The 12,220-nt window shown below is 41.7% G+C and carries 11 protein-coding genes; 10 read left to right on the forward strand and 1 reads right to left on the reverse strand.

All coding sequences use genetic code 11. The features are described from left to right. Positions 1 to 69: 69 nt before the first annotated feature. From EL241_RS01790 to tkt, 7 genes are read left to right on the forward strand one after another with little or no spacing between them, the layout of a single operon-like run. A complete protein-coding gene (locus EL241_RS01790) occupies positions 70 to 1,563 on the forward strand; it encodes a BglG family transcription antiterminator (protein WP_126320297.1) in 1,494 nt (497 codons plus the stop codon). Then, on the forward strand, positions 1,553 to 1,987 hold the full coding sequence (locus tag EL241_RS01795; RefSeq protein ID WP_170166134.1) for a PTS sugar transporter subunit IIA: 435 nt from the start codon (positions 1,553 to 1,555) through the stop codon (positions 1,985 to 1,987). The genes EL241_RS01790 and EL241_RS01795 overlap by 11 nt, the downstream gene beginning before the upstream one ends. Before the next feature lie 12 nt (positions 1,988 to 1,999). After that, entirely contained in the window at positions 2,000 to 2,326 is a 327-nt protein-coding gene (locus EL241_RS01800) for a PTS fructose transporter subunit IIB (protein WP_036103622.1), read from the forward strand. Positions 2,327 to 2,337: 11 nt separating this feature from the next. Continuing rightward, complete coding sequence (locus EL241_RS01805) at positions 2,338 to 2,787, forward strand: PTS sugar transporter subunit IIA (protein ID WP_126320299.1); 450 nt, start codon at positions 2,338 to 2,340, stop codon at positions 2,785 to 2,787. 47 nt (positions 2,788 to 2,834) lie between these two features. Further along, positions 2,835 to 3,935, forward strand: a complete 1,101-nt coding sequence (locus EL241_RS01810) for a PTS fructose transporter subunit IIC (protein WP_036103623.1) — start codon at positions 2,835 to 2,837, stop codon at positions 3,933 to 3,935. Positions 3,936 to 3,954: 19 nt separating this feature from the next. Next, complete coding sequence (gene alsE / locus EL241_RS01815; RefSeq protein ID WP_324603452.1) at positions 3,955 to 4,650, forward strand: D-allulose 6-phosphate 3-epimerase; 696 nt, start codon at positions 3,955 to 3,957, stop codon at positions 4,648 to 4,650. A gap of 41 nt (positions 4,651 to 4,691) precedes the next feature. Then, positions 4,692 to 6,686 carry a transketolase gene (tkt, locus tag EL241_RS01820; protein WP_036103625.1) on the forward strand — a complete coding sequence of 665 codons (1,995 nt, stop codon included), beginning with the start codon at positions 4,692 to 4,694 and terminating at the stop codon, positions 6,684 to 6,686. 310 nt (positions 6,687 to 6,996) lie between these two features. Here the strand turns inward: tkt and EL241_RS01825 are convergent, their stop codons facing one another. Further along, positions 6,997 to 7,896, reverse strand: a complete 900-nt coding sequence (locus EL241_RS01825; RefSeq protein WP_036103627.1) for a LysR family transcriptional regulator — start codon at positions 7,894 to 7,896, stop codon at positions 6,997 to 6,999. A 110-nt stretch (positions 7,897 to 8,006) separates the two neighbouring features. Here EL241_RS01825 and EL241_RS01830 point away from each other — a divergent pair, with 110 nt between their 5' ends. The 3 genes from EL241_RS01830 to EL241_RS01840 all read left to right on the forward strand — a co-directional run bounded on the left by EL241_RS01830 (position 8,007) and on the right by EL241_RS01840 (position 12,096). Next, positions 8,007 to 9,647, forward strand: coding sequence for a malolactic enzyme (locus EL241_RS01830; protein WP_232020842.1), 1,641 nt, complete (start codon positions 8,007 to 8,009; stop codon positions 9,645 to 9,647). Between the two features lie 90 nt (positions 9,648 to 9,737). Next, on the forward strand, positions 9,738 to 11,054 hold the full coding sequence (locus EL241_RS01835) for a 2-hydroxycarboxylate transporter family protein (protein ID WP_126320300.1): 1,317 nt from the start codon (positions 9,738 to 9,740) through the stop codon (positions 11,052 to 11,054). 139 nt (positions 11,055 to 11,193) lie between these two features. Further along, positions 11,194 to 12,096 carry an aldo/keto reductase family protein gene (locus EL241_RS01840; protein ID WP_036103634.1) on the forward strand — a complete coding sequence of 301 codons (903 nt, stop codon included), beginning with the start codon at positions 11,194 to 11,196 and terminating at the stop codon, positions 12,094 to 12,096. The last annotated feature ends 124 nt before the right edge of the window (positions 12,097 to 12,220 follow it).

The raw sequence follows: 12,220 nt of genomic DNA on the forward strand, positions 1-12,220 counted from the left end.
GGACATTGCCAAGTAAAGCGCTTTCTTAAAAATGAGATATGCTAAATATATAGAAGGAGGGCAGATGAAATGGCGAAAAAAACAAATCGTGAGCAGCATCTGTTACTTACTCTTTTTGAAACACAAGGGTACATGACAGCAGAGGAGCTGGCGAATATACTCCAAATTTCAGCCAAAACAATCTACCGCTTGATCAAAAGAATAAATGACGCGGAAGCAAAAGATCCACTTATCGTTTCAGAGAAGGGGAGAGGTTATAAATTAAATTACGAAAAGTATTTGTCTCAAAAAAAATGGCAGCAGAGTAAGGAGGATATCTATTCACCGAGTGAAAGGCGTAACCGGGTGATGGAGGAACTTCTACTTATTTCTCCAAGGGCAAAAAATATTCACAACTTATTCGAAGACTATTATGTGGGCGATTCTGCGATTTTTAATGATGAACAGGAAATCGCACGCCAAATCAAAGAATATGAGTTGACGCTCGAAAGAAAAAAACGAACACTTGCTATCATTGGCGATGAGCGTAATATTCGGCGGGCAATCGTTGACTTAGTAGCTACATTCAGCACGATCGATTTAGATGAACTTGAGAGTATCAAAGTTTCTAATTTGAATAATTATGATGTGCTATTTGTTATTCGTCAGTTGCGAGAAATAGAAAGTTCGCTGGCGATAACGATCCCTTATCCATACAGTGTCAACATTTTTTCGCATTTGTATATATTGATTTCAAGGTTCCGAAAAGTAGGTGCTCTTCAGATAGACAAGGAGAGACCACTGACAGAGAAAGAGTTGGCGGAGTTTCACAGCGATCCATATTTGCATCAGATCGCAAAAGACGTGATCAGAAATGTAGAAAACTATTTACATCAAAAGTTATCAGAGCTGGAGGTCTACTATTTATATCAATATCTATTGTCTTCACGGATGCAAGGGAAATCTCATGGAAACGCACATAATTTCTCGCCAAAAGTAATGCAGATCACACATATGTACTTAAATGAAATGACTGCACGACTAAACAATGATATGAACAATGAAACAAACTTTTTAGATTTGGCCAATCATATCAAACCAATGATCAATCGTCTGGAAAATAAGATCCGAATCAAAAATGGGCTGATCGAGCAGATCATGATCACTTATCCAGAAATTTTTGAGCAAGTGACGGAAGTTTCTGAAAAGATCAGCAAAAATTATGATTTGCCGCCTATCCACAGAGATGAAAACGGCTTTATAACTCTTTATTTTGCCCGGATACTTGAGACAAATACAAGTCCTATCAAAACCATTATTATGTGCACAACAGGCATCGGCACGTCGGAACTTTTATTAGCAAAAGTAGAAAAGCGATTTCCAGAGTTGGAAGTCATTGATGTTGCAGCGAGCCGCTATTCTAAGGAAAACCTGCGCAAGCATCCGGAAGCAGAACTGATTTTAACTACTGTCCAGCTACCGCAAGATCTCCCTATCCAGAGCTTGGTGGTCAGCGCCATGCTGACAGCAGATGATCAAAATAGGATCCAACGCAAGATCGAGGAGTTGCAACATGGAAAATAAAAAATGGCTTAAAGCTTATTTCAACCAACCTCTTCAAACGAAAAAAGAAATGTATGAATTTATTGCGAATTACGGAGAAAATGATCAGTTAAGTCATGAAAATATCAACCGGGCATTGCGGGAGCGGGAATTAGCAAGCAATTTGCAGATAGCGCCGCATGTTGTTTTACCCCATTTCGAAAGCTTGGCTCTGACTGAGAGTAGTGTACTGATCATTCATCTGCAGGAAGAGATTTCGTGCTGGGATCAAACTGCTGCGGATATCAAATTAGTAATTGCTATTTTATTGAAAACAAATGAGTCGCTTGAAATAAAAAAAGAAATCGCGTTATTTACCAGAAGCTTAGCAGATGAAACATTTATTCAAAATCTGCTTTGCGCTGAAAAAGAAGCCATTTTTATGGATTATTTAAAGAAGATATAGGAGGAATTTATCATGAAGATCGTCGGAGTAGCAGCTTGTACAGTGGGGATTGCCCACACTTATATCGCGCAAGAAAAATTGGAATCGGCAGCTCAAGAAGCGGGGCACGATATCCATATGGAAACGCAAGGAACAATCGGGATCGAGAATGAGTTATCACAAGAACAAATAGATGCCGCTGATATTGTTATCTTGGCTATTGATGTGAAAATAGCGGGTCGAGAACGTTTTGAAAACAAACGAATCATTCAAGTGCCAACGGACGTCGCTATCAAATCGCCCAAAAAACTTTTGGAGAAAGCAAAAGAAGTTGTAAGCCAAGGTAATGCTTCTAACTAGGAGGGTCAAAAATGGAAGTGAAAGATATTGTAGATTTAAAAACAGTCACAACAAATTTAAAAGCGACAACCAAAGAAAGTGCATTACAGGAATTAAGTGAGTTATTAAAGGACAATAATTATATTTCCGATATCGACGGATTTATGAAAGATGTTTACGCTCGCGAAGCAGAAGGACAAACTGGAATCGGCAATTTTGTGGCGATCCCTCATGGTAAAAGCGAGTTTGTCAGCAAGAATGGAGTGGCGATCGGTATCACAGAAAATGAGATCCCATGGGAAAGTTTGGATGACCATGGAGCAAAAGTCGTTATTCTGTTTGCGGTCGGAAATGATATGGAAGCTGCAAAAGAACATTTAAAACTGCTGTCATTATTTGCGCGCAAGTTAGGAAAGGATAAAGTCGTTGCTAAACTGCTGAATTCTGAGAGTGCCGAGGATGTTGTTGAAGCATTTGCTTGATTAGAGAAGCTTATCAAAATGAAAAAACATAAAAGGAGAGAAAAGTGATGAAAGCACTTCGCAAGTTAGATCTTAAAGGACATTTATTAACTGCCATTTCATATTTGATCCCTGTCGTTTGTGGAGCAGGATTTTTGATCGCGATCGGCATGGCTTTTGGAGGAAGTAGTCAAGATGCGCTGGTTCAAGGGAAGTTTACGATCTGGGATGCTTTGGCTACGATGGGTGGAAAAGGCTTAGGTCTGCTTCCGCTAGTCATTTCGACAGGAATTGCTTATTCGATTGCGGCTAAACCTGGGATCGCACCCGGTTTTATTATCGGATTGACTGCTAACGCAATCGGTGCTGGATTTATCGGAGGGATATTAGGCGGTTATTTAGCTGGTTATCTTGTACTTGCGGTCTTGAAGTATGTTAAAGTCCCAAGCTGGGCAAAAGGTTTGCTGCCAACTCTGATCATTCCCTTCCTGACATCGATCGTTGGTGGTCTGATCATGGTCTACATCATTGGGGTACCAATTGCTTGGTTTACATCTTTACTGACAGGGTTGCTGAATGGTCTAGGTTCATCTTCGCTATCTGTATTCGGAGCAGCGGTAGGTATATTGAGTGGGGTCGACTATGGTGGCCCAATCAACAAAACGGTCTTTGCCTTTGTACTGACGATGCAGGCAGAAGGTATCAACGGACCAATCACAGCGCTGCAACTGGTAAACACTGCTACTCCGATCGGATTTGGCCTTGCTTATTTTGTTGCAAAATTATTCCGCAAGAATATATATTCCTCTGTGGAAATAGAAACACTGAAATCTGCAGTACCAATGGGTGTTATTAATATCGTGGAAGGTGTTATCCCGATCGTAATGAATGATATCGTACGTTGCGTAGTTGCAACAGCTATCGGGGGAGCAGCTGGGGGAGCAGTTTCGATGCTGTTAGGTGCAGATGCTACGGTTCCGTTTGGTGGCGTGCTTATGCTGCCGACGATGTCCAGACCATGGGCAGGCGTTATTGCCTTACTGGTAAATATTATTGTAACTGCGGTCGCGCTGGCTTTGATCAAGAAGAACGTTTCTAAACAAGAATTGGACGAAAAAGCAGCAGTAGAAGAAGAAGATATTGATTTAGACGATATTCAAATTTTTTAATACAGAAAGTGGTGCAGGAATGATGAATAAAGTAAGATTTTCACCATCATTGATGACGATGGACTTGGATAAATTTAGCGAACAGATCACTTTTTTGAATAACTATGCTGATTCCTATCATATTGACATCATGGATGGCCATTACGTGCCGAATATTACGTTATCGCCATGGTTTATCGAAGAGGTACGGAAAATAAGCGATCTGCCAGTGTCAGCCCATTTGATGGTGACTGACCCAAGTTTTTGGGTGGAGCAGTTAATTGCATTAAAATGCGAATGGATCTGTATTCATGCTGAGGTATTGGATGGTTTGGCATTCAGACTTATTGATCAAATCCATGATGCGGGGTTGAAAGCGGGAATTGTGTTAAACCCTGAAACACCGATCGACACGATTTTTCCCTATATCGAGCTCGTAGACAAAATCACGATCATGACGGTCGATCCTGGCTTCGCGGGCCAACGTTTTATAAAAAGCACACTCAATAAAATTGTTGACTTGCGAAATCTGCGTGACGCAAAAGGGTATCGATATGTGATTGAAATGGATGGTTCTTCTAATCGAAAATCATTTAAAGACATTGATATTGCAGGACCTGATATTTATATCGTCGGACGCAGTGGATTATTCGGTTTGACAGATGATATCGAGGAATCATGGAATATCATGCTGAAGGATTATGAAGAAGCAACAGGTAAAAAAGTAGAAGTATAAAGTGGTAGAGAATAGTTTTTCATCCGTTGGAGGGTACAGAAATGTTTGATAAAATAGATGAGTTAGGCGTAAATACGTTACGCATGTTAAGTATAGAAGCAATTCAGCGAGCAAATTCCGGACATCCGGGATTGCCGCTTGGAGCAGCACCAATGGCTTATGCACTTTGGACAAAACATTTAAAAGTAAATCCGAGAACCTCAACAACATGGATCGATCGTGACCGCTTCATTTTATCTGCGGGCCATGGTTCGGCACTGCTTTACAGTTTACTGCATTTGTCAGGCTATAACGTTTCACTAGAAGATCTTATGCAATTTCGGCAGTGGGGCTCAGTAACCCCAGGACACCCCGAAGCAGGTCATACGGATGGCGTAGAAGTAACAACCGGTCCGTTAGGGCAAGGGCTTGCAATGGCTGTAGGAATGGCGATGGCAGAAACGCATCTGGCGGCGATATATAATCAAGCAGATATTTCCATTGTCGACCATCATACATACGCGCTATGTGGAGATGGAGATTTGATGGAAGGCGTTTCTCAAGAAGCAAGTTCGCTTGCTGGACATCTCAAACTAGGAAAACTGATCGTGCTTTATGATTCCAATGATATTTCACTAGATGGTCCGACCTCAAAAGCATTTACGGAAAATGTCGGATTACGCTATGAGGCATACGGCTGGCAGCATTTGCTTGTGGAAGATGGGAATGATTTAACTGCGATCTCAGAAGCTATTGAACAAGCAAAGGCAGAAACAGAAAAACCAACGCTTATTGAGGTGAAGACAGTCATTGGATATGGTGCACCTCAGCAAGGGACGAATAAAGTACATGGAGCACCGCTTGGAGCTGAGGGAATCGCAGCTGTGAAGGAGAAACTTGGCTGGACGTATCCCGAATCAACCGTGCCGGACGATGTCAAAAAGCGCTTTACAGAGCAAATGATTGCAGAAGGGGAAGAAGTAGAATCTGCTTGGCAAGAACGTTTTTCCGCCTATGAAAAAGCGTATCCAGAATTGGCAAAACAATTTTTCCGCGTTTTCAACCAGCAGCTTCCTGAAAACTGGGAAGCGGCGTTACCAACTTTTGAAGTCGGGAGCAGCGCTGCATCTCGTGCCACCAGTAAAGAAGTAATTACGGCATTATCCAAGGCTCTGCCTGAATTTTGGGGAGGATCCGCCGATTTGTCTTCCTCTAATAATACCATGGTTACAGCTGAAAAAGATTATGAGCCTGGCTGTTACGAAGGTCGCAATATTTGGTTCGGGGTTCGCGAGTTTGCTATGGCAGCAATCATGAATGGGATTCAGCTTCATGGCGGAACACGCGTATATGGTGGGACATTCTTTGTTTTTACAGATTACTTGCGTCCAGCTTTGCGACTATCTGCCCTGCAGAAAGCACCTGTTACCTATGTATTGACGCATGATTCTGTCGCTGTGGGAGAAGATGGTCCTACACATGAACCAGTGGAACAATTAGCCAGCATTCGAGCTATTCCGGATCTGCAGATCTTTCGACCAGCAGATGGTAACGAAGTAGCAGCAGCTTGGAAGTTAGCCCAAGAAACAAGGAATAAACCAACTGTACTGGTTTTGAGTCGTCAAAATCTGCCGGTTATTCCTGGAACAAAAGAAAATGCTGCGACGAATGTTGCTAGAGGAGGCTATGTTATTTCTCCGCAACAAGGAAACACACCATCAGGAATTCTGATTGCAACAGGTTCGGAAGTTTCGCTTGCGGTCGAAGCACAGAAGGAATTGGCAAAAGCGGGCAAAGATGTTTCCGTGGTGTCTATCCCGAGTTTCGATCGCTTTGAGCAACAATCTGTAGATTACCGAGAAAGTGTCTTACCGACTTCTGTTACTAAGCGCTTGGCGATAGAAGCAGCGTCAAGCTTTGGCTGGCATAAATATTACGGAGATAAGGGCAGCATCATCGCGATCGATAACTTCGGCACCTCAGCGCCAGGAGAAAAGATCTTGCGTGAACGGGGCTTTACCGTAGAGAACGTTGTGGCACGATTTAATTTATTATAAATGCTATTTTGTGAGCTAGATTCATTTGTCAGACCAAATCCTTTATGGATTTGGTCTGTTTTTATTTGGAAGTGAGGATCAGATTTGATAAAAACGATATTTGTAGTGTACAGTATGGTTGGATGATGATGAATTCGATGAACAAGTAGCAATAGATGGAGCTGAAGAGCTTACATATGAGTACCTAGACTCTTATAAAGAGAACTTTTTAGCGCAACGGTTTTTATGCGGCAAACTGCCAAAATAATAAAATGCATTCCGCCTTCTGATCCAACAAAAAAGGAAGAACATCCTGAATGTTCTTCCTTTTTTATTTCTCCTTGATCTCATTATCCGTACTCGATGTAATAAACTCCACGATCTCTCGCTGATAATCGGACTGGGTCACCTGTTTTCTTGTCACAACAGAGATCATAAAAGTGGGCTGTTCCAAGTCACTGATTGGAATGCTCACCAGATCATCATTTGCATGGACCGCTAGTTCTACTAAAAAACCGATGCCGATCTGTTCGTGGATCATGCCTTTTAAAATATTGAGGTCGCTGTTTTCGTAAATGATATTCGGTTCGAAATCTGTTTGTTCGATAAGTGTGTGGAAACCGCTGGAATGGACGAAATGTTCATTGAAAAGGACAAAGGGTTCATTTTTCAATTCCGAAAAAGCGATACTTTCTCTTTTGGCCAGCGGATGATTGGGGCTGACAACGATCATAAAGGGTTTCTCCACTAATAATCTGCTGGTCAGTTCTTTATCACTGATGGCTTGAGTCGAGCCGAGGATCGCGGTATCGATTTGGCCTGTTTTTAAAAGCTGATAGAGATCTCTGGAGCCACCGCTGATGATATCGATGCTTTTCATGAATCCTTGTTCTAATAAGCGTACGGAAAGTTTAGGGAAATAATAATTTCCGATGATCGGCGGGAGGCCGCATTTTATTTTTTTATCTGTTAGCCGGGCGATTTCGGTGCGGGCGATATTCAATTCTTTCATCATTTTTTTGATGTGTGCGGATAAGATTTTCCCTGCTTCTGTGATAATGAGGGAATGATGCGCTTGATTGCGGATGATCAGTTTTGTGCCAAGTTCTTCTTCTAAACGCTTGATCGCATAGGTCACGGTTGGCTGGCTGACCTTGTAGGCTCTAGCCGTCTCAGTGAAATTCCGGTCGGTCACCACTTGCTGAAAATATTCTAGATCCTTTAGATTCATGACAAATCCCTCAATTCTCATATAAATAAAATTTATGGCAACCCGTGATTTTGACTATAGTAAATCTTAGCATTTATAATGACCAATGTAAACAAAGAGGAGGAATTATTGTGAAAGGTCTAACAATTTTAAACAACCCATTTTTAAACAAAGGAACAGCATTTACGAAGGAAGAAAGAGAGCAGTATGAATTGGTGGGAATGCTTCCTTCTAAGGTCCAAACGCTGCAACAACAAGCAGAACAAGCATATGCGCAATATTTAAGCAAACCGGCTGATTTGGAAAAGCGTATTTTCTTGATGAACATCTTTGATACGAACCGTACATTATTTTATAAATTGATGGGACAGCATTTAGTAGAATTTATGCCAGTCGTTTATGATCCAGTCGTGGCAGACTCGATCGAACAATATAACGAGATTTTTGTGAGACCTCAGGATGCTGCCTTCTTGTCGATCGATGCTCCAGAGGATATCAAAGCAACGCTGAAAAATGCGGCGGCAGGACGAGATATCCGCTTGATCGTCGTAACGGATGCAGAAGGTATCTTAGGCATGGGCGACTGGGGTGTTAACGGTGTTGACATCGCGATCGGGAAATTGATGGTTTATACCGCTGCAGCAGGCATCAATCCGGCACAAGTATTACCAGTGTCGATTGATGCAGGTACAAATAACCAGGAATTATTGAACAATCCGTTATATCTAGGAAACAGCCACGAACGAGTGAGTGGCGACCGCTATTATGATTTCATCGATCAATTTGTCAACGCAGCAGATGAATTGTTCCCGGAATTGTTATTGCATTGGGAAGATTTCGGCCGTGGGAATGCAGCAACTATTTTGGAAAAATATCAAGATAAGCTGACTACTTTCAATGATGATATTCAAGGAACCGGTATCGTTGTACTTGCAGGTATTTTCGGAGCATTGAATATTTCCAAAGATAAACTGACAGATCAAAAAGTCATTACGTTCGGTGCTGGAACAGCCGGTGTTGGGATCGCGAATATCTTATTAGAAGAAATGATCCGCCAAGGCCTATCAGAAGAAGAAGCACGTCAACATTTTTATTTAGTAGATAAACAAGGATTATTGTTTGAAGATACCGAAGACTTGACTCCAGGGCAAAAACCTTTTGTTCGTAAACGCAGTGAGTTCGCAAATGCAACAGAATTAAACAATCTGGATGCGATCGTTAAGACTATCCACCCAACAATCATGATCGGTACTTCTACTCAGCCAGGTGCTTTCACAGAAGAAATCGTAAAAGAAATGGCTAGTCATACCGAACGTCCGGTTATCTTCCCATTATCAAATCCTACAAAACTTGCAGAAGCGACAGCAGCAGATTTGATCAAATGGACGGACGGAAAAGCATTGATCGGAACAGGGATCCCAGCGGGAGATGTTACTTATAAAGGCATTACTTATCAAATTGGTCAAGGTAACAATGCGTTGATGTATCCAGGTCTTGGCTTAGGACTGATTGCTTCGACCGCTACTCGTGTGAATAGTGAGATCTTGTCACAAGCAAGCCGTGCCTTAGGTGGACTTGTCGATGCTGAACAACCAGGCGCTCCAGTATTACCTTCCGTTGCTAAAATCACGGAATTCTCAGAGCGGATCGCAGAAGTAGTAGCACAAAGCGTTGTAGATCAAAAACTAAATCGCGAACCGATCACGGATATCAAAAAAGCGGTGGCAGATGCAAAATGGACACCAGAATATCGTGATCTTGAAATCAAATAAGTCTGATTAAAAGAGATGGCAAGATAAACAGCTGAGTCAGACAAAGCTGTTTATCAGCCATTATGATGGACAAAGAAAGGAATCTTAATCATGTCAAACTCGGAAAGTAATGTAACTAGCGTTCCGGTCGCAACGAAAAAAAGTTTTTGGTCGATTAAAATCAGCGGTATAAGCTTGCCATTTTATTTGATCATGCTGGCTATTTTAGTGGTTGTGATCTCGCTAGGCAAATTGCCTAACAATATTTTGGGGGCAATTGCCGTTTTAGTGTTACTAGGAAATCTATTCCATTTCATCGGTACGAAAATCCCGATCGTGAGAACTTATTTAGGCGGTGGGGCAGTTTTCTGCATTTTTGCTTCTGCTACGATCGCGACGTTTGGTATCTTACCAAGTAGTGCGGTTGAAACAACAAAAAGTTTTGTTAATAATATGGGCTTCCTTGATTTTTATATTGCCGCACTGATTACAGGAAGTATTCTTGGAATGAACCGTCAATTATTGATCAAAGCTTCGATTCGTTTTATTCCGGTTGCACTCCTCTCTATGGCGATCTCATTATTGATGGTCGGCTTAGTTGGTGCCTTGATCGGAAATGGTTTCGGCAATTCTATTTTATATGTATCTCTTCCAGTTATGGCTGGCGGGATCGGAGCAGGTGTCGTGCCATTATCCGGTATTTATGCACACGCCTTAGCGCAGCCGGCAGCGCATATTATCTCGCGTTTGATCCCTGCTTCTGCAATGGGAAATGTATTGGCGATCATCGGTGCTGCACTTGTTTCTAAATTCGGGGAATCTTCGAAAGCAAATGGACACGGAACATTGATGGACGGTGATTTCAGCGCTGAAAAGCCAAAAGAAATAAAGTTGGATATCACGAAAATGGGTGTCGGGCTGCTAGTTTCATTATCCTTCTTTATGCTTGGAAGTATCGGTAATTATTTTGTACCAAAAATCCATTCGTATGCTTTTATGATTATTATTGTCGTTATTTGTAAAGTAGCCAATCTTATTCCAGCGTATTATGAAGAAAGTGCTATCATGTTCAATAATTTGATCGTGAAAAATCTAACCGCTGCCGTATTGGCAGGTATCGGGATCGCCTTGATCGACCTGAATGTCTTAGCGCAGTCATTGACTTGGCAGTTTATGCTTTTATGCTTGACCAGTATCATCACGATCTCCCTATCAGCCGGACTTATCGGGAAATTATTTGGACTTTATCCGGTCGAAGCAAGTATCACTGCCGGCTTCTGTAATAACAGTATGGGCGGAACGGGTAATGTCGCAGTGTTGTCAGCCTCTAATCGTATGGGACTGATCGCATTTGCACAAATGGGTAATCGAATGGGCGGCGCTATCATTTTGATTATTTCCGGGTTCTTGATACAACTGCTTTCTTAGCACAGACTACGGTAGGAAGTCTAGTCTTTTTTTGAAGGAGATTAGGCTTTTTTGTTTGCTAAAAAAAGGTTTTTTCTGGAGCTATCTAGGGTATTCACAGAGGTACAGGTCATTAGACGAATCTTAGGAGGAATAGAAAATGGTTGTAAACGAATTACCGAAAGTTGGACTTGGAACATGGTTATTAACGGATCGGGAAGAACTGTCAGAAGTAATCAGAGCTGCTTGGGAAACAGGCTACCGCCATTTTGACACAGCACAGCTTTATAATAATGAATATGATATCGGTCAAATATTGCAGGAGCAGAAAATCGAGCGAGGGGAATTTTTCTTAACGACTAAAATCGCACCGCCGAATTATAAAAAGCACGTGAAAGAATCTGTGAAGCAATCGCTTAAACGGCTGCAAACGGATTATTTGGATCTGGTACTGCTACATGCAGAGCTTAGCGAAGAATTAAATCTAAAAGCCTATCAAGATCTGCTTGACCTACAAAAAGATGGCGTGATCAAACATGTGGGCGTCTCGAACTTTTCGATCGAGGGCTTAAAAAAACTTGAAGCAAGCACAGGTGTCAAGCCTTACTGTAATCAAATCGTCTGCTCGCCAACAACACGACCAGTCGAACTGGAAACATATTGCCTTGATGAGGGGATTTTGCTGACAGGTTATTCGATTTTGAAACCATATTTCACTCCGAATCCGTTTTATCCAGATTCAGAGCTGTCGAATGACGAAAAAAGCAAATTAGATCAGCTGTGTGATTCTTATCATGTCAGCATTGGCCAATTACTCAATAAATGGGCGCTACAGCATGATTATCATGTGATTCCAAAATCAAGTAAACCAGAACGCGTCAAGGAAAATTACCAACTCGAATTTGAGATCAGTCCAGAAGATATGGATACCATTGATCAGATGAACCGTTTCTCGGCCGCCGAATACCGAAAAAGCGTTAAAAAAATGGAAGATTCGGTAACGGAAGAAGCGCTGGAAAAAGGTTTGTTGTATGAAGCACATTATGAGCAGGATGCGCGGTAAAAAGAAACTACTTAATAAATAACTGGGGGCAGCTAATCTTTTAGCTGCTTTTTTTATGGGAAATAAAAAAATAGTAATTTTCTCAAAGGGAATGGGATAATAGAAATAGTTGTTTCACCTAAGG

Source organism: Listeria grayi (assembly GCF_900638015.1).
Taxonomy (GTDB): Bacteria; Bacillota; Bacilli; order Lactobacillales; family Listeriaceae; genus Listeria; species Listeria grayi.